Annotated in this window: 28 protein-coding genes; 18 read left to right on the top strand and 10 right to left on the bottom strand. The window is 63.9% G+C overall.

Translation table 11 applies throughout. The features are described 5' to 3' along the window. The first annotated feature begins 87 nt into the window (after nt 1–87). The 3 genes from H290_RS0107610 to H290_RS0107620 all read left to right on the top strand — a co-directional run bounded on the left by H290_RS0107610 (nt 88) and on the right by H290_RS0107620 (nt 3,223). Nucleotides 88–2,106, top strand: coding sequence for a molybdopterin-dependent oxidoreductase (locus H290_RS0107610; protein ID WP_028462918.1), 2,019 nt, complete (start codon nt 88–90; stop codon nt 2,104–2,106). A gap of 30 nt (nt 2,107–2,136) precedes the next feature. Then, nucleotides 2,137–2,388 carry a hypothetical protein gene (locus H290_RS0107615; RefSeq protein ID WP_020106192.1) on the top strand — a complete coding sequence of 84 codons (252 nt, stop codon included), beginning with the start codon at nt 2,137–2,139 and terminating at the stop codon, nt 2,386–2,388. 82 nt (nt 2,389–2,470) lie between these two features. Beyond that, nucleotides 2,471–3,223 carry a DUF5995 family protein gene (locus H290_RS0107620; protein WP_231373532.1) on the top strand — a complete coding sequence of 251 codons (753 nt, stop codon included), beginning with the start codon at nt 2,471–2,473 and terminating at the stop codon, nt 3,221–3,223. Between the two features lie 27 nt (nt 3,224–3,250). Here the strand turns inward: H290_RS0107620 and H290_RS0107625 are convergent, their stop codons facing one another. Both H290_RS0107625 and H290_RS0107630 read right to left on the bottom strand, forming a co-directional pair. Further along, nucleotides 3,251–4,906, bottom strand: a complete 1,656-nt coding sequence (locus H290_RS0107625; protein WP_020106194.1) for a class I adenylate-forming enzyme family protein — start codon at nt 4,904–4,906, stop codon at nt 3,251–3,253. Between the two features lie 8 nt (nt 4,907–4,914). Continuing rightward, on the bottom strand, nt 4,915–5,889 hold the full coding sequence (locus tag H290_RS0107630) for a cyclase family protein (protein WP_020106195.1): 975 nt from the start codon (nt 5,887–5,889) through the stop codon (nt 4,915–4,917). Nucleotides 5,890–6,041: 152 nt separating this feature from the next. Between H290_RS0107630 and H290_RS0107635 the strand changes: the two genes are divergently transcribed. The 3 genes from H290_RS0107635 (at nt 6,042) to H290_RS0107645 (ending at nt 8,287) form a co-directional block, all read left to right on the top strand. Further along, entirely contained in the window at nt 6,042–6,959 is a 918-nt protein-coding gene (locus tag H290_RS0107635; RefSeq protein WP_020106196.1) for a TetR family transcriptional regulator, read from the top strand. An 81-nt stretch (nt 6,960–7,040) separates the two neighbouring features. Further along, nucleotides 7,041–7,505 (top strand): DIP1984 family protein, encoded by a 465-nt coding sequence (locus tag H290_RS0107640; protein ID WP_020106197.1) that lies wholly within the window; start codon nt 7,041–7,043, stop codon nt 7,503–7,505. 275 nt (nt 7,506–7,780) lie between these two features. Then, nucleotides 7,781–8,287 (top strand): hypothetical protein, encoded by a 507-nt coding sequence (locus H290_RS0107645; protein WP_020106198.1) that lies wholly within the window; start codon nt 7,781–7,783, stop codon nt 8,285–8,287. Here H290_RS0107645 and H290_RS0107650 read toward each other — a convergent pair. Together H290_RS0107650 and H290_RS0107655 are read right to left on the bottom strand one after the other, a co-directional pair. Continuing rightward, a complete protein-coding gene (locus tag H290_RS0107650; RefSeq protein WP_020106199.1) occupies nt 8,284–8,931 on the bottom strand; it encodes a nucleoside/nucleotide kinase family protein in 648 nt (215 codons plus the stop codon). The two genes, H290_RS0107645 and H290_RS0107650, sit on opposite strands and share 4 nt — an antisense overlap. A gap of 3 nt (nt 8,932–8,934) precedes the next feature. Further along, nucleotides 8,935–9,501: a DUF4334 domain-containing protein gene (locus tag H290_RS0107655; protein WP_020106200.1), complete on the bottom strand. Its 567-nt coding sequence runs from the start codon at nt 9,499–9,501 to the stop codon at nt 8,935–8,937. Nucleotides 9,502–9,657: 156 nt separating this feature from the next. Between H290_RS0107655 and H290_RS0107660 the strand changes: the two genes are divergently transcribed. Next, nucleotides 9,658–10,425 carry a DUF1542 domain-containing protein gene (locus tag H290_RS0107660; RefSeq protein WP_369758781.1) on the top strand — a complete coding sequence of 256 codons (768 nt, stop codon included), beginning with the start codon at nt 9,658–9,660 and terminating at the stop codon, nt 10,423–10,425. A gap of 7 nt (nt 10,426–10,432) precedes the next feature. On the opposite strand, the gene H290_RS0107665 is transcribed toward H290_RS0107660, so the two are convergent. Both H290_RS0107665 and H290_RS0107670 read right to left on the bottom strand, forming a co-directional pair. Further along, complete coding sequence (locus H290_RS0107665; protein WP_020106202.1) at nt 10,433–11,353, bottom strand: VWA domain-containing protein; 921 nt, start codon at nt 11,351–11,353, stop codon at nt 10,433–10,435. 69 nt (nt 11,354–11,422) lie between these two features. Beyond that, nucleotides 11,423–12,370 carry a MoxR family ATPase gene (locus H290_RS0107670; RefSeq protein WP_028462922.1) on the bottom strand — a complete coding sequence of 316 codons (948 nt, stop codon included), beginning with the start codon at nt 12,368–12,370 and terminating at the stop codon, nt 11,423–11,425. A gap of 396 nt (nt 12,371–12,766) precedes the next feature. On the opposite strand from H290_RS0107670, the gene H290_RS0107675 reads away from it, so the two are divergent. Further along, entirely contained in the window at nt 12,767–13,552 is a 786-nt protein-coding gene (locus tag H290_RS0107675; protein ID WP_028462923.1) for a lytic transglycosylase domain-containing protein, read from the top strand. 10 nt (nt 13,553–13,562) lie between these two features. Here the strand turns inward: H290_RS0107675 and H290_RS0107680 are convergent, their stop codons facing one another. Continuing rightward, complete coding sequence (locus H290_RS0107680) at nt 13,563–14,135, bottom strand: HdeD family acid-resistance protein (RefSeq protein ID WP_020106205.1); 573 nt, start codon at nt 14,133–14,135, stop codon at nt 13,563–13,565. Nucleotides 14,136–14,302: 167 nt separating this feature from the next. Between H290_RS0107680 and H290_RS0107685 the strand changes: the two genes are divergently transcribed. After that, the gene (locus H290_RS0107685) at nt 14,303–15,298 is read left to right on the top strand and encodes an MBL fold metallo-hydrolase (protein WP_020106206.1); all 996 of its coding nucleotides are present in this window, start codon (nt 14,303–14,305) and stop codon (nt 15,296–15,298) included. Beyond that, entirely contained in the window at nt 15,295–16,287 is a 993-nt protein-coding gene (locus tag H290_RS0107690) for a fumarylacetoacetate hydrolase family protein (RefSeq protein ID WP_020106207.1), read from the top strand. The genes H290_RS0107685 and H290_RS0107690 overlap by 4 nt, the downstream gene beginning before the upstream one ends. A gap of 17 nt (nt 16,288–16,304) precedes the next feature. Here the strand turns inward: H290_RS0107690 and H290_RS0107695 are convergent, their stop codons facing one another. Further along, nucleotides 16,305–17,702 (bottom strand): YibE/F family protein, encoded by a 1,398-nt coding sequence (locus H290_RS0107695; protein ID WP_369758774.1) that lies wholly within the window; start codon nt 17,700–17,702, stop codon nt 16,305–16,307. Between the two features lie 152 nt (nt 17,703–17,854). On the opposite strand from H290_RS0107695, the gene H290_RS0107700 reads away from it, so the two are divergent. The 6 genes from H290_RS0107700 to H290_RS0107725 all read left to right on the top strand — a co-directional run bounded on the left by H290_RS0107700 (nt 17,855) and on the right by H290_RS0107725 (nt 22,588). Further along, entirely contained in the window at nt 17,855–18,214 is a 360-nt protein-coding gene (locus tag H290_RS0107700) for an SH3 domain-containing protein (RefSeq protein WP_020106209.1), read from the top strand. Nucleotides 18,215–18,286: 72 nt separating this feature from the next. After that, nucleotides 18,287–18,724, top strand: coding sequence for a hypothetical protein (locus H290_RS31075; RefSeq protein WP_020106210.1), 438 nt, complete (start codon nt 18,287–18,289; stop codon nt 18,722–18,724). A 303-nt stretch (nt 18,725–19,027) separates the two neighbouring features. After that, nucleotides 19,028–19,687 carry a GntR family transcriptional regulator gene (locus H290_RS0107710; RefSeq protein WP_020106211.1) on the top strand — a complete coding sequence of 220 codons (660 nt, stop codon included), beginning with the start codon at nt 19,028–19,030 and terminating at the stop codon, nt 19,685–19,687. Next, complete coding sequence (locus H290_RS0107715; RefSeq protein ID WP_020106212.1) at nt 19,684–20,934, top strand: MFS transporter; 1,251 nt, start codon at nt 19,684–19,686, stop codon at nt 20,932–20,934. Before H290_RS0107710 ends, H290_RS0107715 begins: the two co-directional genes overlap by 4 nt. Then, complete coding sequence (locus H290_RS0107720; protein ID WP_020106213.1) at nt 20,927–21,736, top strand: acyl-CoA thioesterase domain-containing protein; 810 nt, start codon at nt 20,927–20,929, stop codon at nt 21,734–21,736. The genes H290_RS0107715 and H290_RS0107720 overlap by 8 nt, the downstream gene beginning before the upstream one ends. An 18-nt stretch (nt 21,737–21,754) precedes the next feature. Further along, a complete protein-coding gene (locus H290_RS0107725) occupies nt 21,755–22,588 on the top strand; it encodes an alpha/beta fold hydrolase (protein ID WP_020106214.1) in 834 nt (277 codons plus the stop codon). Here the strand turns inward: H290_RS0107725 and H290_RS0107730 are convergent, their stop codons facing one another. Then, nucleotides 22,589–23,755: a carboxylate--amine ligase gene (locus H290_RS0107730; protein ID WP_028462924.1), complete on the bottom strand. Its 1,167-nt coding sequence runs from the start codon at nt 23,753–23,755 to the stop codon at nt 22,589–22,591. Nucleotides 23,756–23,888: 133 nt separating this feature from the next. On the opposite strand from H290_RS0107730, the gene H290_RS28055 reads away from it, so the two are divergent. Further along, nucleotides 23,889–24,899, top strand: a complete 1,011-nt coding sequence (locus H290_RS28055) for a hypothetical protein (RefSeq protein ID WP_020106216.1) — start codon at nt 23,889–23,891, stop codon at nt 24,897–24,899. On the opposite strand, the gene H290_RS0107740 is transcribed toward H290_RS28055, so the two are convergent. After that, entirely contained in the window at nt 24,890–25,963 is a 1,074-nt protein-coding gene (locus tag H290_RS0107740) for a phosphatase PAP2 family protein (protein WP_020106217.1), read from the bottom strand. The two genes, H290_RS28055 and H290_RS0107740, sit on opposite strands and share 10 nt — an antisense overlap. Before the next feature lie 157 nt (nt 25,964–26,120). On the opposite strand from H290_RS0107740, the gene H290_RS0107745 reads away from it, so the two are divergent. Beyond that, on the top strand, nt 26,121–26,336 hold the full coding sequence (locus H290_RS0107745) for a hypothetical protein (RefSeq protein ID WP_028462925.1): 216 nt from the start codon (nt 26,121–26,123) through the stop codon (nt 26,334–26,336). Nucleotides 26,337–26,365: the final 29 nt, after the last annotated feature.

A 26,365-nucleotide genomic window follows, 5' to 3' on the forward strand; every position in this document is an offset into this window, starting at 1 on the left:
CAGCAAGAACAGCATTCTTCAATTCCCAAACGTCATTTCGGTCAATCAGAGTATGGTTCCGGCATGCGGGGTGCCGAGAGGGTTGCGATGACTGTTCATGAGGTGGAGAACACGAGGACGGTCCGGAGTTTCTGCCGGGTCTGCGTCTCGGTGTGCGGAATTCTTGTCGATGTCGTCGGCGACGAGGTCACCCACGTGCGCGGCGATCGGGACCATCCGCGGTCGCAGGGTTACACCTGCACGAAGGGTCGCGCACTGCCGAAGATGCATCACCACCCGGACCGGATCGAACGCCCGGAGATGCGGGTCGACGGCAAGCTGCAACCCACCACCTGGGACGAGTGCCTGGACGATCTGGCCACCAAGGTGCGCGCCATCATCGACGAGTACGGCCCGGATTCGGTCGGCATATTCTTCGGTTCCGGACTCGGGATGGACGCCGCGGGCTATCGAATCGCGCAGGGGCTTCACGCGGCGATCGGCACCCCCGCCAAGTTCAGTCCGCTGACCATCGACGGTACGGCCAAGGTTCTGATCTCCGACCTGGTGGGAGGCTCGACCGCCTTGTCCGGCCGGCCCGACTACGTCAACACCGACTTCGTGATCCTGATCGGCTCCAATCCGGTTGTGTCCCATGGTCATACAATTGCCATGCCCAACCCAAAAGGCACGCTGAAGGAATTGGCGCAACGAGCCGAGATCTGGGTCCTCGATCCCCGCCGGACCGAGACCGCTCGCCTCGCGACCGGACATCTGGCGCCTCGGCCTGGCACCGACCATGCCGTACTCGCCTGCCTGGTGCGAGAGATGCTCGTCGACGGCGCCGACCGCGACTTCATCGACAACCACACCGCGGATGTCGAGATCCTCGCAGATGCGGTGGCGGACTTCACGATCGAGCACACCGCGAGGTTGGCAGACATCGCCGAAGCCGACCTCATCTCGCTCTGCGAGGCCGTCCGGCGAGCCGGGCCGATTGCCGTCGATACCGGAACCGGTGTCACGATGTCGTCGAGCGCCAATGTGACGCAATGGCTTTCGTGGGCGCTGATGGCGGTGAAGGGTTCGCTCAATCGCAAGGGCGGCTACTGGTTTCACCCGGGCTTCGGGTATCAGCTGGAATCGTTCGAGCTCCCCGTGTCGCCGGCGGAGGGATCGTTCGGGCCCGGTCCGCGCAGCCGGCCCGAGACGCATTCGTTCCTCGACGAATGGCCCTGCGCGGTATTGCCCGACGAGATCAACGCCGGCAACATCCGCGCGGTTCTCAACCTCGGCGGCAACCTCGTGACGGCCTTTCCCGATGCCGAGGCACTGGTCCCAGCGCTCGAGAAGCTGGAGGTGTTCGCCACGATCGAGATCATCGGAAACGAGACAACAGCCCTCTCGACCCACGTCCTGCCGACGAAAGATCAGCTCGAGCGCGCCGATGTGACGTTGTGGGACATCATGTTACCGCGCGTCACCTCGCAACACACGGAGGCCGTCGTCGAGCCCGTGGGTGACCGGAAGTCGGGTTGGTGGGTGCTCGCCGAGCTCGGCCGGCGGCTCGGATACGACTTGGCCGACACGAGCAACGACCAGGTGACCGACGACGCGATGCTCACCGGAATCATGATGGGCGCCCGTATGCCGATCGAAAAAGTTGCCGAAAAGGGCTGGGTCGAGGTCCCGAACGAGGTACCGGCGGCCTGGGTCGACGCGCATGTCGAACGGCTCGGTGGTTGGCGGCTCGCTCCTGCCCTGCTGGTGAATCAACTTGCCGCGCTGGAGGAGCCGGCCGATCTGGTATTGGTGCCGCGCCGGCAGCACGGCAAGCTGAACTCGCAGCTGGGCTATTTGGGCGAACCTCCCGAGGTGTTGTTGAATCCCGCCGACGCCGCGGCCGCCGGAGTTGTGCACGGGCAGCAGGTGACCGTCCGCACGGCGACCGGTGAACTGACGGGCCTCGCGAAGGTCGATGATTCGATCCGCCGCGGCGCGGTCTCGATACCGCACGGGCATCCGCTGGCCGCAAACGTCAACCGCCTCACCGACAAAGACCAGATCGACCTGGTGACCGGCATGGCTCGGTACGGTGGGTTCCCGGTCACGGTGGTGCCGGGCTGAGTTCTCCGCAAGCCGGCACGGGTTAGGCTCATGACCATGGCAGATGACCTCGTAGCGCAGCAGAACGGCTCGATCCTTGCGTGGTGGCAGCGCACTACCGTGCGCGCAGGCCGAACGGCCGATGCGGTGCGGGCCGAGAAGGCCGCGAAGCGGAAATTGAAGGCGCACCAGCCCGAGGGTGGCGTGTATGGCGCCGATTGCCTGGGACGCCATTCCTCGCCTACGCCGTGGCCGTGCGACATCGTCCGCGGCTTGGACGACCCCGGATTTCGCAGCCGATAGATCAGGTAGTCAACTACTCATGCGGGTCGGCACATCGGCGCCGATGATGGTCATACCTGACCGTCGTCCCGGGAGCGATCTCATGGCCTTGCATGCGAACGACATCGAAGACGTGCTCGACATCCTCGGCGGAATCGTCGCGGACACAACCCTGGTCCACGATCGCCGCGGCTACTTTGCGGCGTTGTACCGCCAGGTCACCCTCGAAGTCCAAAAGGGAATCGCTGTGGGCATCTTCGACGACGGCCCCCGGATGAGTGCCTTCGACGCCGCGTTCGCCAACCGCTACTTCACCGCCTACGAATCGAAGCCGGCACCAACGCGGTCCTGGCGGGTGACTTTCGACGCGATCGACAACACCCCGCTGATCGTCTTGCAGAACCTGCTACTCGGCATCAATGCCCACATCAATCTCGATCTGGCCGTCGTGACCGGAACCCTGTTCCACGGCGCAGATCTCACTGACTTCCATGCCGACTTCGATCGCCTCAACGACATTCTCGCGGACCTGATCCCGAAGGTCCGCGAGACCATCGAGGATTTCTCGCCGCTGCTGGACATTATGGGTCCGATCGGCGACGGGCTCGATCCGATCCTCGACTTCAGCGTCGAAAAGGCCCGCGACAGCGCATGGTCGGCGGCAACCCTCATCTCTCTGCAGAATCAGGAAACGCGACCGCTCCTGATCCGGCACATCGACTACGGCACGTCCCGCCTCGGACAGCTGATCGCACGGCCCACCGAGCCGGCCGCGACATGGATCAGGCTGATCCGCCGGACCGAGAGCAAGAACGTGCCCGCGATCATCACCGCCCTCGACGGGATCGTGCAATAGATACGGATCTGATCCGGGATACCCTGTCTACGAGTGTGTTTCGCGAAGCTGTCGTCGAAGGATCTTTCCGGTGGCCGTCTTGGGCACCTCGTCGAGGACAACGATCTCACGTGGCACCTTGTACGCGGCGAGCCGTTCCTTGGTGAAGCTGATCAGTTCATCGGTGGTGACCGATGCGCCGGCGCGCAGGCTGACGAATGCCTTCACCGTCTCTCCACGGTACGAATCCGGTACTCCCACAACAGCTGCCTCGCGGACCTCGGGATGTTCATAGAGCACATCCTCGACCTCTCGGGGCCACACCTTGAATCCGCTGGCGTTGATCTGGTCCTTCTTGCGATCGATGATGAAGAACCAGCCCTGCGCATCCATGTACCCGACATCACCGGTATGCAGCGCCCCGCCAGGGAAGGTCGAGGCGGTGGCCTCGGGCTTGTTCCAGTAGCCCGAAACAACCTGCGGCCCGGACGTCACCAGTTCACCGACCTCGCCGGGGGGCAGGTCGGCGCCGTTCTCGTCGACGATACGAACCACGGTGTCGTACACCGGAACGCCCACCGACGTGGCTCCAGTGAGTTCGTCGACCGGAGCGACCTTGCCAAACGGGACCCCGTGCGACGGTGACGTGGTCTCGGTCAATCCGTAGATGTTGTGGATGTAGTGACCGAATGCCTCTTTGAAGGCCGCGATGGTACTCGGTGGAATCGGCGCACCACCGGAGTAGATCTTGGTGAGCGATGACAGCGCTTCGCGAGAAGCATTGGGCGCATTCATCAATGCGATGAACACCGTGATCGAACCGACGGTGAACGTGGCCTTCTCAGACGCGATGAGATCGACCGTGTCGGCCGGATCGAGGCGGAACATCAACAACATCGGAGCACCGGTCAGCAGGGAGAGCGCGATGTGACCCACGATGCCGGTGATGTGGAACAGCGGCGCCACACCCAGGATCACATCGTTGTTGTCGATGCCGATCCAGTCCCGGTAAGTCTGCGCGTTGAACACCAGGTTCCGATGGGTGGTCATCGCGCCCTTGGGCGGTCCGGTGGTGCCCGAGGTGTAGGTCAGCAGCGCGACATCGTCGGGGGTGATCGTGTGGGCCGGAGGCCGCTTGCCGTCGAACTTCGCCAACAACTCGGCCATGTCCGCAGCACCCGGGCATTCGATCCGTGCCGAACCCTCCAGAACGCCGCCGCCGGCGCTCTGGTACTCCAGCTCCGACGTCGTGATCACCTGGCGCACAGCAGTTTCCGACACCACATCGGCCGCGACATCACGGTGGAGCGACTCGAGGGCCACCAGCACGGTGGCACCGGAGTCGTTCAGGATCTCCGCAAGCTCACGCGCCTTGTACATCGGGTTGGCCGACACGGCGATGCCGCCGGCCTTCCAGATACCCAATTGCGCGATCACGAACTGCGGGATGTTCTGCAGGTACACCACCGCACGATCACCGGCAACGAATCCGCCGTCGGCGAGTGCGGCCGCGAAGGCGTCGCTCAGCTCGTCGAGACGCCGGGCGGTGATCCGCCCGTCGAAGTAACGAATGATGTCCTGATCCGGGGTGCGCGCGACGGTTGCCGCAAACATCGCAAGTGCGCTGTCGAAGGCCGGTTCGTGGTTTCCCTCTGACCCGGCCGGGTATTGGCTGAGCCAGACCTTGTTGTCATACACACTCATCGGCCGACCTACCGGATCACGATCGGGTTGACCGGGGCACCGGTGCCGCCCACAACCTTCAGCGGTGCCGCTGTGTAGAGGAACGTCCAGCGGTTGTCTGCGGCACAGGCATCGGCGAGCGGTTCGAGCCAGGCGATCTCGGTGAGCGCGATGCCGAGGTTGCGCATGAGCGCGCAGTGAAGTGGCAGTGCCACACCACTTTCGGGATCGTAGGTGACCTCGTTGGCGATGGTATCGGTGACCAGGTTGGGAACTTCCCGCTGCTGGAACCATTCGACGAGTTCCCGCGAGTAGGTCAGACCGGGCTCGGTGAACCCTTCGTAGAACTTCTCCGGGTTGTTCAGCTCGTACCAGTACTTCATCCAGCCGGTCCGGATGACGAGGATGTCGTGCGGTTCGATGGTGACGCCCTGCGCCTTGGCGGCGGCTTCGAGGTCGTTGTGGTTGAACGTCTCGCCCTTGTCCAGGTACGGCTTCCCGCGGAACCGCGCGATGTCGATGAGGACGCCGCGTCCGGAGACACCCTTCTCGGCGATGGGCAGCACCGACGCCTTGTCCATGCCACCGACGGTGCTGCGCGCGTCGTAGCCGTTCCACAGCTTGCCGTCGTACCAGACATGTCCGAGCGCGTCGTACTGCGTGGAGCCCTGGAGGAAGACCAACGCGGTGTCGTCGGCATAGTGCAGGCCGCCGGGGAACGCAGGTGCGCCGTCGCCGTCCCACGAGGACTCGTCGAGCACGTTCTGACGTTTGATGCCCTCACGCCCCGGCCACAGCGGATCGCCCGGCGATTCTGAACGGCCCATGTGGATCTGCAGGGTGAACGATTCACCGGACTTGATCTCCGCGACTCCGCGCAATGTCTCGGCATTGTCGAGGTAGTTCAGGGCGCCCAATTCGTCGTCGGGTCCCCACTTGCCCCAGTTCGAAGGTGCGTCGTCTCCCAGGAGTTCGCGCATCTCGGGTGCTTGGTTCTCGGCCATGATTCCTCCTCATTCACCGAACAATCGTTCGCGATGGCTATGGTGCAGGTCACACTGGCCAGCTGTCAAGGACGGCATATCCCCAGTTGGATGCCAATCAACTCGATTCAGAAGAGATGCGAACTACAACGGTGTTCAGATAATCTGAACACATGTCAGAGTCATCGCAGGTGAGCGAAGTCGGTGGACCGGGCGCCTCGGCGTGGCGCGAGCCGGGCCGTCGTGTCCGCGCCGCCCGCGAGGCGAGCGGGCTGAGTTTGCGTGAGGTGGCCAGGCGCATCGGCGTCAGCGCGGCGACATTGAGCCATATCGAGAACGACAAGGCAGGCCTGTCGGTCGAACGTCTCGAAGCCATCGCAGACGCTCTGGGCATGGACGCGGCATTGATCCTCCATTCATCAGTCGCCCCGAGAAGGCGCCCGAAAACGCCCCGATCCAACCGGCCGAAAGGCAAGCCGGCCGAACACGGTTCGTGGCGCGACTACGCACCACTGAAGACCTCCCCCACGCTCGACGCCGCACTGATCGAGTTCCTGACGGTCGGATACCACGGCACCAGCATGCGGTCGATCGCCGCGCGGTCCGGCCTCCCGACGTCGAGCATCTACCGTCAGTTCACCGGCAAGCAGGACATCTTGATGCGGATCCTCGACGAGACCATGACCGACCTGGAGTGGAGATCCACTGCCGCTGAATCCGAGGGCGACACCGCGGTGGAACGATTTTGCCTTGCAGTGGAAAACCTCGCACTATTCCACGCCCACCGACGGCAATTGGGTTTCATCGGGGCGAGCGAGGTCCGCGCGCTCGACCCACGCAACCGCGCCGCCATCAGTTCCCGGCGAAATCGGCAGCAGTCCCTGGTCGACGAACATGTCTATGCCGCAATCCGTTTGGGAGAATTCGAGGTCACACATCCGGACGATGCGTCCCGAGCCGTCGTGACGATGTGCACGGCTCTACCCACGTGGTGGCAACCCGAAGGACGACTCTCGGCAGACGCCATCGCAGCCGAGTATGTCGACTACGCACTCGACATCATGCGCTACCGCGGCCGCCGGGTGCATTGACAAACAAATCAGTTGCGCTCAAGTGAATGGTCGCGTTGCATTGCTGAGGCGCACAACGATTTTCCGGAGAGGAGGACCCCGATGAAGTTGGCAGAAGCACTGGCCCGACGCACAGATACAAGCCGGCGTATCGAGCAACTACGTGCCCGCATCGCGGACAACGCGCGATACCAGGAGGGCGAGCCACCCTCGGAGAATGCCGCCGAGCTGCTGACCGAAGCCGAAGGCGCGCTCGACGAGCTGGAACTGCTGATCCGAAGGATCAATGCCACCAACTCGGCGACGCCCCTCGGCAACGGTACCATCACCGATGCACTGGCCCGACGTGATGTCCTGCGCCTGCGTCATGCGCTGGTCACCAATTCCGCGAACGCGGCGGCGGGCAAGAATCAGCAGACCTACCGGCAGCTCCGTTCAGAACTGATGTACGTGTCGGCACTGACGGTCCGCCCTCTGCGCGAGCGCGCCGACAACGTGGCCCGGGAACTTCGCGAGGTCGATCTGCAGATCCAGCAGGCCAACTGGACCACGGATCTGATCGCGTAGAACTGTTCGATCTGTACTGAATGCAGCAGGTACCCGATTGCAAGGCGAGCACACACCGCGCGGCGGCGGATCCGCCGCTCCTGGTGGTGCCGAGGGCGGCGCCGAGGGTTCGACTCCCTCACACACATCGCACGCCCAGCACACCGCACAGGTGAATGTGCAAAGCGCACAACGCATAACCACGTGCTGATTGTCATCGGGGAGGGTAGGGCAAGGGGATCTGCATTCAGACAAACGTCGGCGGGCTATCCTTCGACAAGACGAAGGGAAGCGAATTGAATCTCGAGGATTTCCGTCAGATCATCCAGGACTCTGGACCCGATGACTGGCGAGTGATCAAACACCAGGGGCCGAGCTACCACGACTGGTTCGACGGTTCGCTCACCCCGGACGGCTACCGCATCGAGATCAACAATCACTACGCAACCGCTTCGTACAAGCCCGACATCAATATCACCATCGCGTGGGGCATGGGCCTGGAGTTCGAGCACGCAGGTGACGCGAGCCACGCCCGCCGATTCGAGTGGTCAAAGATCTTCTCCGACAAAACGGTCAGGCTCTGTTTCGCCGACTTCTTCTGGTGCGGAGCACTCGTCGACCGGTTCAACTACGTTGTCGCCGACGGCGGTAAAGCCGTGCTGCCCTGGGCCCTTGAGATCCGCGGCCTCGCGACCACCCAACACGAATACGACACCGCAAAACTCATCCATCACCTCGGCGATCACGTCGAAGGTTTCGAAGAGTATTTCCGACGAGTCGGTTTCACGATCGCCGGTAGCTAGCCCAACGTTTCGGCAAAGCCCATCACGTCGATGATCAGGTCGGCATCGGCCCGCATCGCCCGCACGCGGTCGGCGTTGACCTGATCCGGACCCATCGCCCACGCCGTCGCCGCTCTCTCATCCATGCCGAATCTGATGTGCCGGCGGACAATCCGCTCGATCCGAACTTCGGGCGGCGCCTCGACGAACCACACCTCGTCGAGTATCGACCGGACCTCGCACCACGGCTTGTCCGCATCGAGCAGATAGTTGCCTTCCGTGATGACCACGGAGATCTCCGCAGCCACGGGGATCGAGCCGGCGACCGATTCCTCCATCCCGCGGACATAATCTGGCGCGTACACCACGGCTTCCTGTTGATTGCGTAGGCGTCTGAGGAGGTGCACGTAGCCGTCGGCGTCGAATGTGTCGATCGCACCTTTCCGGGCCGCCCGGCCCAGCCTCGACAGTTCCCGGTTGGCCAGATGGAATCCGTCCATCGGTACGACGACGGCCGCACCGCCCAGACGGTCAGCGAGGGCCGCGGACACCGTGCTCTTGCCACTCCCGGGCTCCCCCACGATGCCGATGAGAACGCGATCGCCGCCGCCTCGACGCCGATCGATCCGGCGAATCAATTCATCGACATCCTTGACCACACGCACGATTTATCGGCGTCGGGCCAGCACCGGCAGCGAATCGTCGCGCTGCAGTGAGAAGAAGTAGGGCGGCGCCCCGCGTTGATCCATCAGCCCGATCACGGTGTCGTCGCCGATCCTGCGGAACACGTCATTGATGGGGTGCGCGTCGTAGACCATCGTCGCCGAACCGACACCGCCGTACACGGTGGTCCGCAGCCGCGCCTTGGGCTTGGTGGTACCCATCAACGGACGCGACACCGTCGTCAGGCCGGCCAGTGATCGCCCCTCCAATGACGGCAGCGGCGCGCGCATCAGCAGATCGAACGGAAGCCGACGCGGGTCGAGCGCCCAGAGCGCTTTCCCGTCGCGGGTCGGGAACAGCAGAGGATGCACCGTTTCGGCATCGATGAACTGCTTGCCCCACCAACCACTCGCGCTCAGCATTCCGTCCATGCGATGACCGGTCCGCACCTCCGCACCCCGCCACGTTCCGATCATGAAGTCGGGATCCACCGGTGGGGCGCCGTCGAATACGGACTGCGCCTGCGCGGCGGTGGCCTGCTGCTCGGCAATGATCTTCTCTGCGATCGACATTCCGCCAATGTAGCCAGCAGTCGGGGTGCGGCCAACCCTTTGTCCCGGCGTTCGCGGCAGAACGCCAGGTAGGGTGGATGATGTCCGATTTCTGAACCCGAAGGGACGATCATGGAGCTAGTTCTGGTCATCGCCGTCATCGCTGTTGTCGCCGGGATGATCGCGCTGACGAAAAACCAGGGTTCCACGCGCCGCCGCCGCGAAGAGACCTCTCTCGCCGATGCGAAAGCCGATGCCCGCCAAGCCATCGAGAGACTCGGCGGTCAGGTCTACAGCCTCATCGGTTCCAACGGACCCGCCAAATCGGCCATGTCCGATGCCTCCGAACGGTTCAACGCAGCCGGTTCACAAATCGAGCAGGCCACCACGCCCAGACAAGCACTGCTCGCGAAACAAACAGCGCTGGAGGGTCTTTACTACGTCCGCGCCGCACGTCTGGCGATGGACATGGATCCCGGACCCGAGATCGCAGTCCTCGACGGCCAGAAGTCGTCGGGCGCTGTCACCGAAGACCGCGACATCGAGTTCGAGGGCCGGCATGTCTCGGCTTCGCCGAACCCCTCCGACAAAACACCCAATTACTACCCCGGCGGTCGCGTCGCCGACCGGCCCGTGCCCGCCGGCTGGTATTCCGAACCGTGGTGGAAGCCGGCGCTGGTCGCCGGCGCCTGGGGTATCGGGTCGGTCCTCCTGTTCAACGCCATGTTCACCGGCATGGCCGGCGTCGGCTATGACAGCACCGCCTTCGAGAACGGATACGGCGACGGCTACCAGGACGGCATCGACGCGGGCCAGGGAGGTGACTTCGGTGGCGATCAAGGCGGCGGGGACTTCGGTGGCGGAGATTACGGCGGCGGGGACTTCGGTGGCGGAGATTACGGCGGCGGGGACTTCGGTGGCGGTGGGGACTTCGGAGGGTTCTAGCGTCCGGTCAGCCGAAGATCGACGTCAACGCCGGTGCGACATCGTGATGGTCGCGGATCAGCCGGCATCGTCCCCGTCCGATTGTTGCCAGATCCCGGCCCAGGTCGACATCGTCTTCACCTGAGGTGTCGAGCAGGACATCTAGTCGTGGCAGACGCGCCGCGACTCCACGCGGGTCAGGGCCCGCATTGTGCACGCAGTCGCTCAGCAGCAGCACCCGCGCATCCGCCGGTGGTACCCCGGCCAATTCCCGCGCCGCCACCTCGAGAGCGAAGGCAACGTTGGTCAGTCCCTGAGTCGGCAACGTCAGCAACTGATCGAGTACCGTCTCGGCGCTGACCCGCTCCCCCAACCGCACCAGGATCGCGGCATCGGACCAAAACGCCACCACCGCAACGTCATCACGGGCGAGTTCACCCACCATCGCACCGACCGTGGCGGCTGCGGTACGCACCTGTTCGCCTTTGGTCGAACCCGAGATATCGACGACCAGAACGATCGAGCGCCGATTACGGACCCGTTCGCGGACCAGGATGTCGTCGTCGGTGGGCAACGGGTTACCCGCGATCGCCACCAGCGTCGCATCCAGATCGATCTCATCGGTACCACCGCGCCAGCGCATCGTCGTCAGCGTGCCGGAACTGGCCCGCCGCGCACGGCGCTGCCTCATCGGCTGCGCCAGCGCCAATCGGCGAGCGATCTGTTTCGCCCGTCGCCGGCCGATCTCGTCGACAACAGGAGCGGTGGACGAATCCACCAGATCACCCTCGTCGTCGGTGGCACCGGGCGCCGACGATCCGGGCAACTGCATCGGCTTGCCGCGTTCGGTTCCCTTGGGGATCAACGTGAATCCGCCGCCACCGGCCGACGGCTTCAGCAGCGACGGCTCCTCGTCCAGAACCTTCGGCTTGCGACGTAGTGGTCGCATGTGTGCCCGGTCCCGACCGTGATCACTCTTCGACCGCCGCGAGAGCGGACTGTCGGCCGCGACGGCTCTTCAACCCGGTTCGGCAGCCGCCGGAATCAGGATGAAGTGGTCCTGCCAGATTTCCCGCAATACTGCTTCCGGTGTCTCGAAAGCGGTGTCGTCGAGGTGAATTCGCCCCGACAACGCAACCAGCATGGCATCGAGCATCACGTTCGTGTAGTCCTCCGGCAGTCCCCGGGGCGGATCGATCGAATCGACCTCGGGCAGCGTGACGCCGCGCATCTGCGCCAATTCCGATGCCAGCAACGCAACGTCGATCGCACCACGGACGCTGCTTCCCTGCCGGATGTCGTCGCGCTCGCGAGTGACCCGGGTGACCGCAACGGCATCGGCGATCACGCGCGCCGAATTGATTCCGCTTCGGCGTTTCACGATTTCACGCTCGGCCTCGGCGTCCTGGTATGTCACCACCAGCCGGCACATCCGGTCGTGCACAGACGTCGACAACCGCGTGGTGCCGATGTTGTCGTACGGGTTCAGCGACGCGACCACCCGGAACGTGGGCAACGCGGTCACGCTGCCCACTCGGGGAATCGTGATGACTCTTTCTGCCATGGCCGTGAGCAAGGTGTTGAGTGTGTCCTCCGGGGCGCGGTTGAACTCCTCGATGTACAAGAACCCGCCCGTGCGCATCGCCTCGATGAGCGGGCCTTCGACAAAGTTGTCCGCCGAGTAGTCCTCCCGCAGTACGCGCGCTGGATTGTGATGTCCCACAAGTCGACTCGGGGTCAGATCCGCGTTGCCCTCGACGAACACCAGCGGGATGTCCCACTCCGCGGTGATGGTCCCCAGCAACGTCGACTTCGAGGTGCCGGGAGGGCCTTCCAGCATCAGATCGCGTCCGGCCGAGACCGCCGCCAGGAGCAGGTCGACCTCGCGCTCGCGCCCGACCACCCGTTCGGCGATCCTGGCCCGGATCTGAGCGGTTGCGGCCACGTCTTGGAGAGCTCTTGTCATGCCAACAATCTAGGGTCGTCAGCCACCAACGACAAGCGACGTTGCACGCAGCGAATGGGGCATCGCCTCAGATTGCCCTCAGCGTCGCCCGGGGAACTGCCGCCACCGTCATTGGCTCTGACAAATTCGCGGTTGAACATCCGAAAACAATGCTCGCACAATGCCTTCGGCGGACAACCCTTTCCCGGTTTCCGGCGGATCCGCCACCCGCGCGGATCGCCGAGTATGACCGATATCACAGTATTCGCAGTGCGAAAGTCTGACCTGCGGAGGGCGTCGACGCATCCATCGACGACCCACGGTTGATCACGGAAAGATAACGAATAGTCGAACATCCTCGGGTAGCGTCGGCGCGGACTCGACGGGCGAAGGCCCATCAAAGGAGGTTCGCCTGACTTGGGTAAGCACTCGGCACCGAAGAAAAGGTTGCGGTCACCGTACGCATTGGCCGCGCTCGTTCCCGTCGGACTGGTCAGCGCCGTGGCCGCTGCCCATGCAGGGCAGCAATTGACGACCGAACCACCCAAGCAGGTCGCAGAGAGCGCGCCCGACAATGCGCCGACCGCCGCTCCGACCATCCCTTCCCAGAATCCGGTCGCCCTGCCCATCACCACCGAACCTGCTCCGGTTGCCGCGCCTGAGCCTGCGCCTGAAGTGGTCCCGGAGAGCGTGACAACCGGTCAGATCCCGCTCATCAATTACGAGGCGTATCACGCCGCGGGGTCGAAGCTTGCCCAGGAACTACCGGGTTGCGGCATCTCGTGGCAGCTGATCGCCGGTATCGGCCGGGTCGAATCGACCCACGCGAACAACGGCAAGGCCGATCCGGACGGTGTCCTCGAGATACCCATCCTCGGTCCGGTCCTCGACGGCAGCCTGGCCGGCAACAACGTCATCCACGACACCGATGGTGGCGAACTCGACGGAGATCCCCACTTCGACCGTGCGGTGGGGCCGATGCAGTTCCTTCCAGAAACCTGGAAGCGCTATGCCGAAGACGGCAACTCAGACGGCGTCACCGACCCGCAAAACCTCTTCGATGCAGCCCTCACCACCGGCCGATACCTCTGCGACGGCAACCTTGATCTCCGGGATTCCTCCCAGGTGACCAAGGCCGTCCTGCGGTACAACAACTCGATGGACTACGTGTCCAAGGTCCGCGGGTGGGCCGACCGTTACTGAGCAGGCATGCCTATTGAGCAGCAGGCGTGGCCGCGGCGCGCGGCAGTGTCATCAGCGTGATGACGCTGACGATGATGAGCAGGATCGCGCCGACCACCAGGAACGTCTTGATCGCGACGGCCGGCAGGAACAGCACAACGATGCCGGCGATGAGTGAGATCACACCGGCCACGATGAGGAACGATTTGGGCGCGTAGTGGGCGCCCGTGACTCCCGCGACGATCTCCAGGATTCCCTGGATGATCCACGAGATACCGATGACGATGGCCAGCAGCACCAGTGATTCGGCCGGGTTGAACAGGCACAGGATGCCCGCGAACAAGATGATCGCGCCCATGATTCCGAGGAAGATCCGCAGCCCGGTGGGCAGCAGCTTCGCCGAGAAAGCCATGATCAGGCGGTAGATACCGGTGAAGATCAGGGTGATTCCGAACAGCACGGCCACCACGACCAGTGTTGGTTCGGGCCAGATGAGGGCCACTACACCGAGGACGATCCCGAGGACCGCAGTGGTGATGAGCCCGGCGCGGACTGCATTGCGCAGCTCATCGGGAAACGGCTGAGGGACAACATAGTTCGTCATGGATGAAACTTACCCTGTGAAACAACAGGTAGCGCGCCAATTCAAGGCAACTTTGCGCGACGGTTTCTTCGGTCATTGCCGCAGCGATTCCGGAGTCTCACCAGAGCCGACATAAGCGAGCAGTCGCTCGGTATAGTTGGCCGAAAGGACTCAACCAAGGATCGCCCATGCCCGTTCGGCACGATCAACTCACCCAAATCGACGCCAGAACATACGCTTTCATGCACTTGCCCGGCGGTTGGGGACAGACCAACACGGGCTTGGTGGTGGGCGACGACGCGTCGATGGTGATCGACACGGTCTGGGATCGAGTCCGGGCCCAGGCGAATATGGAAGCGTGGTCGTCGGTCAGCGACGCCCCGATCACCGAAGCGGTGAACACACATTCCGACGGTGACCACTGGTGGGGCAACAACACGCTTCCCCGGGCCGCGCGCATCACGACGTCGGCGGCCGCACTGACCGCGATGAAGGAAGACACCCCACCGGGAGTGGTCGGCGCGCTTGCCACGCTCGGCAGGCTGACCCGGCCGATTCCGGGTCCGGCCGGGCATCTCGGCGGCTACATGCATCAGGTGACGGGCGGCGCGGACCTGCCGAAACGATTGCCCCGCCTGCCCGACCACACCTTCTCCGACACCGAAGACATCGAGGTTGGTGGCCGCGGTGCCCATCTGCGCAACTTCGGGCCCGCGCACACACCCGGGGATCTCATCGTTCACATTCGCGACGCCGGAGTGGTCTTCACCGGAGATCTCTTGTTCATCGGTGCCACGCCGGTGATCTGGCATGGGCCGCTGGAGAATTGGATCGCTGCAATCGACCATCTCTTGCAACTCGACGCCGCGACCTACGTTCCCGGACACGGCCCGATCTGCGGCCGTGCCGAGATCGAGTTGTTGCGCGACTACTGGGTGTGGTTGGCGCAGGCGGCAGGCGACCAGCACGCCGCCGGCGTGGCGCCGCTGCCCGCCGCACGCGCGTTGGTTCGGTCACCGGAATTCGCGCCGTTCGCCCAGTGGGGTTCACCCGAACGAATAGTGCTGAATCTCAGCACCCTTTACCGATTGTTCGAAGGCGCGCCGCCGGCACCACCGACCATCGTCCGCCGCGCCAAGGCATTTGCCGCCGCCGGAAAACTCCAACGCGACATGACTTCATGAAGATTCGCCGACTTCCCGGGCCCGCCTCGTTGGCGATCCTGCACGAGCCGTCGGGCCGCTGGATCAGTCTGCGCGCCGCCCTCAACGGCCGGGCCGGACTCGAAGAGTTCAGCCACCTCCAGTCAAATCTGTTGGCACTGCTCGCCACCGGCGACCAGTCCAGGGCCAAGATCATCGATGCGGTCGATCGGGCCGCAGGCGAGGGAATCGGGATTGCCACCGATCCGCCGCCGGCCATTCCCTACTACCCCAGCTCCCTGCGCTGCTTTCTCGGATGGGAACAGCACTGGACCAACGCTGCACACGGTCTCGTCCAACGCAATCTCCCCGCCAGCCGGCCCTTCCTTCGTACCTATGAACGCCTGACGCACAAGGTGTTTCCGCTCCTGCGGCCAGGCTCCGCGTTTTACGATCACCCCGTCTACTACACCGGCAATCATCTGACGGTGATCGGTGACGGCGAACCGATGCCCTGGCCCAGCTACACCAACGAACTCGACTTCGAACTCGAATTCGGGATGATCATCGCCCACCCCGTTCGCGACGCCACCCCGGAAAAAGCGGCCGCGGCCATCGGAGGATTTGTGGTGTTCAACGATTTCAGCGCTCGCGATGTGCAGTGGGACGAGCAACGTCGCGGCGTGTTCGGGCCAGTGGTGAAGACCAAAACCTTTGGCAGTTCCATTGGTTCGGTGGTCGTGACCGCCGACGAAGTCCTGCCCAAGATCGATCAGCTCACCGCGTCGGTGCACATCAACGGCGAACTGTGGTCGTCAACCGGTACACACGGATTGCGTTACCACCCCGGCGAAGTCGTCGCCTACGCCAGTCAGTCGGAGAACCTGCACCCCGGCGAACTGATCACGTCCGGCACCCTGCCGTCAGGGTGCGGCCTCGAACTCGACCGCTGGATCCGTCCGGGCGACGAGGTGATGCTGTCGATCGACGGGATCGGTTCGGTGACCAACACGGTCGCCGATCCCGGCTGAGCACTGCGGCAACAGGACTACTCGGGCAGCCAGTGTCGTCCGCGCGCCTGGTCGGGTTCGTCGACCACCACGGGGTCGTCGGTGACTTTCGCATTGCCGTCCATTCCCGGCTTGGTGGACAACATCACCGCAACCGCGGTGGTCAGCGGTACCGAGAGCGCAATCGCGATACCGCCGACAAAGCTGCGGGCGAGCTCGATCGCGACCAGTTCGGTCGTCATCAAGGTCCCGAAGGTCTGACCGGACACCGAGAACAGCAACAGCAGTGGAAGTGTGCTGCCCGCGTACGCGAACACCAGTGTGTAGACGGTGCTGGCGATGTGGTCGCGGCCCACCCGCATTGCGGCGGTGAAGGTCTGCCGCCGATTGCCACCATCGGCCGCGGAGAGCTCGAAGACCGCCGACGCCTGGGTGATCGTCACGTCGTTGAGCACACCGAGCACGCCGATGATGAATCCCGCCAACAGGATTCCGTTCAGCGAGATCGTGTTGTTGTAGAGCTGCAGATTGGTCGTCTGCTCCTGGGAGAAGCCGGTGATGTGCATCGTCTCGATCGCCAGCCACGACAGGAAGCCTGCCAGCATCAGTGACGCCAGCGTTCCCAGCAGCGCCGCGCTGGTCCGCAGACTCACTCCGTGGGCGAGGTAGATGACCACGAACAAGATCGCCGCCGACGACACAATCGCGACCGCGACCGGAGACTGTCCGTCCAACATCGCGGGCAATGTGAAACCGAAGAGCATGGCAAACGCGAAGACCAGCCCGATCACCGACCGCAGACCGCGCCAGGCCGCCACCAGAACGATGGCGAAGACGAACACCAACGCCCAGATGATGATCGACGTCGAACGGCCGTAGTCGAAGAATGAATACGTGTCGGCACCATCGACACCCGCCGAGCGCGACAACTTGATGTTGTCGCCGACCTTCAGATCCGGTTGTCCCGGCAGCGGCTGGGCAAGCTGTTCCGGCGTCAGCTCGTCACTGCCCGAATCCTGCTCGATCCCGGCCTCCACCCGATGCGTGGCGACCTCGATCAAGGTGTTGGCACCCTCGTTGGGACCCGAGGTCAGTTGCACGGTGTTCTGGATGCACGGACCATCTTTCACCGACTCCACCGCCGGATCACCGGCGAACACCTGTCCGGCTTGCTTGTTGAGACAGGCTGCGGTGGCCTGCGCGACCACCTGCCCGCTTTCGAGCTGGATGGAACCACCACCGACCGACTGGAAGTTCACCGGGATGTCGTGGTCCCGGTCGCCGGGCCAGAGAAGCACCAGCCCAAGAACAACCGCAACCGCGGAAGCAACCAGCAGTCCGATCACCACCTTCGCGACGCTCGGATGGAGGTCCACCGGGCCCAGCTGGTGGTGGTGATGTTGATGCGGATCGTCAGGGCGTGGAGGTCGTCTCACTCCGGTGACATTAGTGGTCCGGGCCGCCCGTTCGCGCATCGTCTCGCGCTGGTCAGTCCGGATTCGCGACAAAAACGTGACCGGCGCGGGTGCCACCTCTGCCTACCGTGGAAATGGACATATCTCTACTCACAGAAAGGACAAATGTCACCATGAAACGCTCATTCGCCGCCGCCGCGGCTGCAATCCCCGTGGTGACGGCAGGGCTCTTCGGAGGAATCTCCGCACCGACTCAAGCCGCCCCCATCCCGGTCTCCTGCTCGCATCCCTTTGCTGACAAGGACGACAGTTCAGGGACCGTCGACGCGCCACGCGCGAACCTGCGGAGCGGGCCGGGAGGCAACTGCAGCGTGGTCCATTCGCTTCCCGACGGTACCGAGCTGGGCTATGACTGCTACGTGGTCAATGCCGACGGCACAAAGTGGACACATGCGCAGTACGGGGCCTACGACAAGCAGGGGTGGATCACAGAGAACAGTCTCGCCGACGGCGGGAGCGACGACCTCTGCTGACACCGATTCGACGTCCGGCGGATATCAGCGAAATCGCCACAGCCCGGCATCGGATGCGACAGAGTAGAAGCTGTGCTCGATGAAATGCAGCGCGAGGCCACCGAGCTCTTCGAAGCCGGCGAATACGAACATGCACTTGCGGAGTTCTCAGTTCTGAGAGAGATCCGATGCCGCCGCGAGGGTCCCTACTCACTGAAGTGCCTATCGAATCTGCACGACGTCATCCGGTGCCAGGTACGGCTGGGCCTATGGGCCGAATGTGAACCGCAATGCCGAGATCTGCTCGCGAAATACACGTTCACCCACGGTCCCATCGAGCCCGACACCCTTGATGTCACCGAACACATGGCACGAACCCTGGACGCCCTCGGACGTCCCGAAGAGGCCGCCGAACTGTGCGAACGCACGGCCGATCTACTGACAGCCGACGGTCAACACCGCAAGGCACTCTCCTTCCGCGACGCCGCGGTCCGCTACCAAGCCGAGACCCCCAAACCCGCTACCCACTGAGCAAGCCGGCCACGCCCCGCCCCCGTCGAGCGTGCCCTCATCACCGTCGAGCGTGCCCTCATCACCGTCGAGCGTGCCCTCATCACCGTCGAACGTGCCCTCATCACCGTCGAGCGTGCCGTCGTGACCGTCGAGCGTGCCGTCGTTGCCGTCGGGCATGCGTTATCAGCACGGTCAGCGTCTGCTTTGGCACGGTCAGCGGTTGCTTTGGCACGGTCAGCGGTTTCTTTGGCACGGTCGGCGGCTGCTTTGGCACGGTCGGCGGATTGGTGCAGGGGCCTGGTCGGTGCTTAGATACAAGTTGTGTCTAAGCAGTTGTCGGCTTCCGAGCGCGCATACAGCCAGGTGAAGGGTCAGATCCTGGCCGGAACACTGGCCGGGGGTGAGCTGATCAGTGAAGGTGAGATCGCCACGACTCTGGGAACCTCCCGCACTCCGGTGCGTGAAGCGTTCCTGCGCCTCGAGGCCGAGGGCTGGATGAAGCTCTATCCGAAACGCGGAGCCCTGATCGTGCCGGTCCCGGTCGATGAGGCCGAGCATGTGATCACCGCCCGCTTTGTGGTCGAGACCGCTGCCGTGCGGATCCTGGTCACCGTCGACCGCACCGCCCTGGTGGCCGATCTTCGCGCAGCGCTCGATCAGCAGCGCATCCACGCCGAGGCCGGTGAGGTCGACGAGTTCACCATCGCCGACGCCGCATTCCACCGCATGTTCGTCGCGGCGGCCGGGAACCCGTTGCTGGAAGGCTTCTACGACACGCTCCGCGATCGCCAACTCCGTATGACGAGTACCTCGGTCCAGCGTGACCGCGCACAAATGCAGCGGATCATCGCCCACCACACCGAACTCGCCGATCTGATCGATGCCGGTGACGCGCACGGATTCGCGACGTCGCTGGCCGCACATCTCAATGCGGTCCACAACCTCCGCACCCCCCTGCCCTTCGACGGGGCACTGTCATGAGGGACTGGCGCGGGGTCGCCGCTGCGATGTTCGCAATCGCCTGGGGTGGAAACGAATTCACGCCGCTGCTGGTCTTCTACAAACACGAGTACGAGATGGCCGGACCGACGGTCGACGTCCTGCTCTTCGCCTATGTCGTGGGCATGGTGCCCGCGCTGCTGATCGGCGGCCCGCTCTCCGACCGGTTCGGCCGCCGACCACTGATGCGGCCGGCAGCGTTCATCGCCGCGGCCGGTTCGATGGTGCTGGCCTGCGCCTCCGACTCGGTCCCCCTGCTCTCGGTGGGCCGCATCCTCAGTGGCATCGCCATCGGGTTGGCGATGGCGGTCGGCACCAGCTGGATCAAGGAACTCTCCAGTCCGCCACTGCGTCCGGCCGAGTCGGGCAACGGCGCCCGCCGGGCCGCGATGAGTCTGACCGCCGGCTTCGGCATCGGCGCGGCTGTCGCCGGGACATTGTCACAGTGGGGCCCGTGGCCGCATGTGTCGTCGTACGTGGTGAACACTGCAATCTGCCTGATCGCCGCGGCGTGGATGTGGTCGGTGCCGGAAACGCGAGCGCCCTCGGCCACGAAGACCCGGCTGCGCCACGATCTGCAGATCCCGTCGCTGCGCGATCGTCGTTTCCTGCTGGTGGTGGTACCGCTGGCGCCGTGGGTGTTCGGTGCCGCCATCGGCTGCCAGGCAATCCTCCCCACCCTGATCGCCCCCGAAGTCGACGCTGCACCGATGGCGTTTGCCGCGCTCATCTCAGCGGTCACGTTGACCTGTGGCTTCACCATCCAATCGGCGGGCCGTCGGATCGACCGACCGGATTCGGCCCGGGCCAGCCAGGTGGCGCTGCTGCTGATGATCGCCGGGATGGGCGCGGCCGCCCTCGCCGCGGCACTGCTGACCATCTGGGCCGTCCTGCTCGCGGCGGTGATCCTGGGTGCCGGCTACGGCATCGCGCTGGTGGCCGGACTCTCCGAGGTGCAACGGATCGCCGGCGCACGCGACCTCGCCGGACTCACCGCGGTCTACTACGCACTCACCTACCTGGGCTTCGCGATCCCCGCGACCCTTGCCTACCTGCATGAATACATCCCGGCGGCGACGTATCCATGGATGTTCGGTTTCGGTTCCGTCGCCGCTGCGATGACCCTGGCGTTGATCACGCGCCAGTCGCGCAAGCACCTGCCGGCCACTCGCCCGGCCACCCACGACGTCGGCGTCTCCGCAGGTCTGCCACTATCGAACGGTGTCTGACCTCAGTTACTTCACCCTCGACGCTGACGGCACCACGCTGATCCCCACTTCATGGGCTCGCAGCGCGTGGGGCCCGAACGCACTGAACGGTCCCGCTGTTTGCGCCGCCGCGGCCCACGCACTCGAGCGCGAGTATTCCGATCCCGAGTTCGTCCCGTCGCGTCTGACGATCGATTTGTTCAAGATGGCCAAAAACGAGCCGACGGTGGTCAACACCCGGAAGGTCAGGTCCGGCCACCGGATCGTCGTCGCCGACGCCGAGGTGATGCAGGGTGACACGATGGTCGCCCGCGCATCCATCGTGTTCCTGCGCCGATCGGCACCGCCTCCCGGAAACGAGTGGCGCCCCGAGACGACCTTCACACCGCCGGACAACGCCTTCGACAACAAGCCCCGCTACCCGTACATGAAGACCGACGGCAACGAGTGGACCCAGAGCATCGGTGGCCACCAGAACGTCGCACGCAAGCGCGCCTGGAGCACCGGCATGGGTGTGCTTCCCGGAGAACCATGTTCGCCGTTCGTCCATGCCGTCCAGTCCGCGGAGTCGACCAGCCTCGTCACCAATCTCGGCACCGAAGGCATCGGGTACATCAACTGCGACCTCACCATGGCGTTGTCCCGGATACCCGAAGGGCACGAGCTCGGGATCGAGGCCGACACCCACATCACGGCGGACGGGATCTCCGTCGGAACCGCCACGCTGTATGACCGAAAAGGTCCGTACGGAACCGGTATGGTCACGGCTGTCAGCAATCCTGCGGCCCAGATCGACTTCTCGTCGCGCAAGGGTCTGCTGTAGGACCGAAAGGCGCGCTCGATGGATACGGTGACTCTCGAAACCGGTGTTGTCCTGGGTGCGCAACGCGTCGGTGAGGGTCCCACCGTGTTACTCAACGGCGGCCTGGGGATGCCGTCGATGGTGTGGGACATCTGCGGTCTCGTCGACTCGCTGGTGGGTGCCGGATTCAGTGTGATCACCTATCACGCACGGGGTCTGGCACCTTCGGCCGCGCCGCCGGCGCCGTATTCCATCGCCGACCTCGCCGACGACGCCGCCGGTCTCCTCGACCACTTCGACGTCCAGACGGCGACCGTTGTCGGATTTTCGATGGGCTGCTACACAACTCAGATGATGCTGCGCACCCGCCCCGAATTGGTCCGTGCAGCAGTGCTTTTCGCCGGTCTACAGCCGAGCCCGATCGGCGCACTGGTCGGCGAGATGGAGCTGGCGCTCATCGAGCAGATCGGTGAGATACCGCGTGCAGTACTGGTTTTCGAGCAACTCATGACCACCTTGCACACCACACTCCTGCAGGACCCGGACACGGTTGCCGGATGGCGAGACGCCCTCACCGGCTCCGACGGCGGGTGGGCGAGCCCGGAGGGTTTCACCGGACAACTCACGGCCTCATACGAATGGATCAAAGCCGGGGAGCCCACGGCGGAACAGCTGGCCAGAATCGACATCCCCACCCTGGTACTGGCTTTCGAGCACGATCTGTTCTTCCCGCCGACACAGAACAAGGCGACGTCGCAGCTCATCCCCGGATCACAATTTGCCCAGATCGACGGGGCCGGCCACGGCGGGCTGTTCACCGGCCCCGGCGACAGTGTCCGGCGCATCACCGAGTTCTGCGCCCGGCAGCATTGATCAGATCGACTGGCCATCCCACTCGTGGTCGTGCATGAAACCCTCCGCCAGACCCACCCGGTACCGCATCGAGTTCTGCACGATGTTTCCCAGGGCAAACGGAATCCCGAGAAGGGGCCCGATGTCGTCTCGCCTGGTGATGATCTCGTCGGTCTGCCGAAAATCCCGCACAAAACCACGCAGCGTGTTTCCTTCGAGCGAAGATTTGCGCCAGCCGTAGAGCAGCATGCCCGGTCCGATCATCTTCCGGGCGCCGGCGTCCGGAGTGATGACGTCGTCGTTCTCACCGAAAAACGCTAGGTCGACGCGATTGTGCGGCTCGAACATGAGGATCCCGCTCGTGGCCCGCGGGTTGCACTCGATGGTGAACAGACCACGCTCGGAATCTTCTATGAAGTCGAATCCGATTTGTCCGGTGAAGTTTGTTTCCTTGACCCTTTTGGTGACCCAATCGGTGATCCCGGAATGCTCGACCGGTTCAAATGTGAGACATGATTGCCCATTGATCGCATAGCGAACCGGATAAATTGCATGGGCATGTATTCGGCCTTCGTGGCACACCGAATATGTGCAGTATTTGTCACCTTTGAGCCATTCCTGAGCCAGCCACGGATTATCCGGATCGAATTGCAGCCCCTCCGGCATCTGCCCCGGATCCACCTTGTACACCTGTTGAGAACCGCGCGAATAGACCTGTTTCAGGGCAAAAGGCCTGTCGAAATCGAGGGCCGCGAACTCAGCCGCGGACCGCACCTGCGCGTATTTCAAGGTCGGAAGGCTGAGAGTGTCCAGCAGTACCTGATACTCAAACTTGTTGTGCAGGCGGTGCTCGGTCTCGAATTCGGAGAGGAGCAGGCGACACTCCGGCGGGAACAGATCGCGCGCCATCGCCAGGATGTCGGTCTCCTCGTGCACGGGTATGACGATGTCGATGGATTCGGTGCGGACCAGTCGTGCTATTTCCGTGGCATAAGCTTGTGGCTCGAACTTCGGCCGCGGGACGCGGAATACTTTCTGCACAGAATTGGAGAATCGGGTGATCGGGAACGGGACCGAATCGGCGATGTAAACATTGTGTCCGCCGGCGTTCATCAGCCTCGCCAGATCGAGCGTGAGAAACGATCGGCCAAATGTAATGAGGACATTCTTGCCGCTACGCCCGGACATCGCACCTCGCAGGAAAACCAGAAAATGGCTGCACCCGCAGCATGGTAGCTTAAAAGTCACTGTGTAACAGTGCTGGGTGTGCGCCGCCATCCTCTGGGTGTGAGCCACCATCCATTTGAGGGGAGGTGTCCGAGTGTTTCTGATCGGTGTCCTGTTCGCAAGTGCTGCCGCCATCGCGTACGGCGTATCGACCATTCTGCGGGCACTCGGTGCCCGCCGGGCCGCGGTCGAAGCCCGCGACGCGGACAAGCCGGATCAACTCACCAGCGAGGGCGGTCCGTCGGTCACCTCCACCGTCGACACCTTCAAGACACCCGAGTTCATCTTCGGAACGTCACTGGTGGTGATCGGTTTCGGCGCCGGCGCCGTGGCCGCCCGCTTCCTCCCGCTGTTCCTGTCCCAGACCATCGTGTCGGCCAACCTGATCGTCACCGCCCTGCTCGGCACCGCGGCGCTCGGCATCAAACTCCACGGCCGCGACTGGGTTGCCATGTGCGCGGTCGTCTTCTCGCTCTGCGCCCTGGGGCTGGCGTCGGCACATCAGAGCGGCGGCGGTGAAGAGTCCAGCTTCCATTGGGGGCTGTTCGGTGCCACCTGCATTCTCGCGACGCTGGCACTGCTGGCGGTTTACCGCCTCGGCAAGCGCGGGGCGATCGTCGGAGGGGCCGCAGCCGGACTCCTGTTCGGGGTGGTGGCGATCTCGGTCCGCATCCTTCGCGGCGTCGATCCGTTCGACCTCGGCACCCTACTCACCGACCCCGCGGCCTGGACCATCGCGATCGGCGGCGCGGCCGGCTTCTACGTCCACACCGTTGCCCTGCAACTCGGTCAGGTCAACGGGATCACCGCGGTCCTGGTGGTCGGCGAGACCGCCGGCCCCGGAATCATCGGCGTGACGTTCCTGAACGACAGTGCCAAACCCGGATTGGAGTGGCTCGCGCTCATCGGATTCATCGGCGCGGTGATCGGCGCCGTGCTGGTCGCGCTGTACAGCACCGTCGACGCAGATCACTTCGGCGAAGCGGAACCGGCGAAGGGCGGCTGGAGCCTACGACGGCCGAAGAGGATCGCCCTCGACGGCACCGACGTTCCGGACTCCGCACCTACCAGCGCGGAAACCACCAGAGGTCAGGATCATTCGTAGCCGGCGGTTCTGCGGGTCCGAAGATACTTGTCGCACCGGTTGACCACGACGATCGCAAACGCCGCCAACATCCAGCCGAGCAGGATGTCGAGAACAAAATGTTCCGCCGTGTAGACGAGGGTGAATGCCATCGCACCCGCGTACCCCAGGAACAGGGTCCGCCCCAGCGCACCCACCCGCGGCCACATGAACAGTGCGAGGAACATCGTCAACCCCGCGTGTAGCGACGGTATGGCCGCCACCAGGTTGGCCTTGGCCTGACCGAGCCGAACCAGTCCCGACGCCGCATGGATGTCGAGGACATCCCAGCCCCGGGCCGAGATCCGCTCCACGTGCGGTTGTGCGCCTTCGTGTTCGGGGACGACGTCGCCCAACATGCCGCCGCCCTCGTAAGGGGCCCGGTTCATACAGTCCGGATGCCTCGGGTGATCGGTCACCTCGACGGCCGAGCATTGGGACGCGGCCCACGGCGGCGCGGCGGGCACCAGGGTGTAGCCGACCAGCGCCAGGAATGTCGTCAGCAGAAAACCCGCCGCATACCGCCTCCAGGCGTTGCGGTCACGAAGCCACAGCACCGCGGCGGCCGCGTACGGGACGATGAAATACGACATGTAGACAACACTCGTGATCACCTCCCACCACGGCGGCTGTGCCTGTTTGAGGTGGCTCTGCAGAAAGACCGTCGGGTTGACCCCGAACATCCAGTGGTCGAAATCGACTGCCAGGGCCCATTGGGTGGGCATGTCGAGCCACTGGGCGATATTGCGGGTGAAGTCGTAGAGCAACAGGATCAGCGCGAACGGCAGCCAATCGATCACCACGGTGATCACCCGGCGACGCCCGATGCTGGCCGCGGCCAGCCCCGTACACAGCAGCAGCAACAGGCGGGTGCGGTCGAACGCCAGTCCGAGGTAGGCGAGGTGCCAGACAACCACCGCCAGCCAGACCGCGATCGCCACCGCACGCCACAGCTTCATGTTGCTCAGGCGCGTACGCCACGGTCGATCGACGACTGGTCCCCCGGCGATCGCCGCATCGGACCGGTCGGTCTCCTGCGTGCTCATGAAGCCACGTAATCACTGGACACCTGCCGTTGGCCCAGAATTCGCCAAAACGTTCCCGCCTGGAAACAGACGGAGCGGCTCAGATCAATCCGGCCATCACGTGAAGTGGCATCAGTCACACTTGACCACACGCAACCGACTCGACTCCGGAGGCAACGTGCCCAACAAGTATCTGCGATATGGCGACCGGCGGTACATCATCAACAACGAAGCCGAAGCGCGCCTCAACCGAACCCTGGAAGCCGTCTACGCCGATGGCAGCCGGGGGCACCAGTGGTTGAGCCTCTACCGCGATTCCGAGGCACCCTGCCGGCTGCTCATCGCGACCGGCGTTCCCATCACCATCGAAACCGAACTCTGCCTGGACGACTGATCGAGAGGGAACCGAGCTCGATACGCTCT

Origin of the sequence: Nocardia sp. 348MFTsu5.1, from assembly GCF_000383535.1 — a bacterium.
Lineage (GTDB): Bacteria > Actinomycetota > Actinomycetes > Mycobacteriales > Mycobacteriaceae > Williamsia > Williamsia faeni.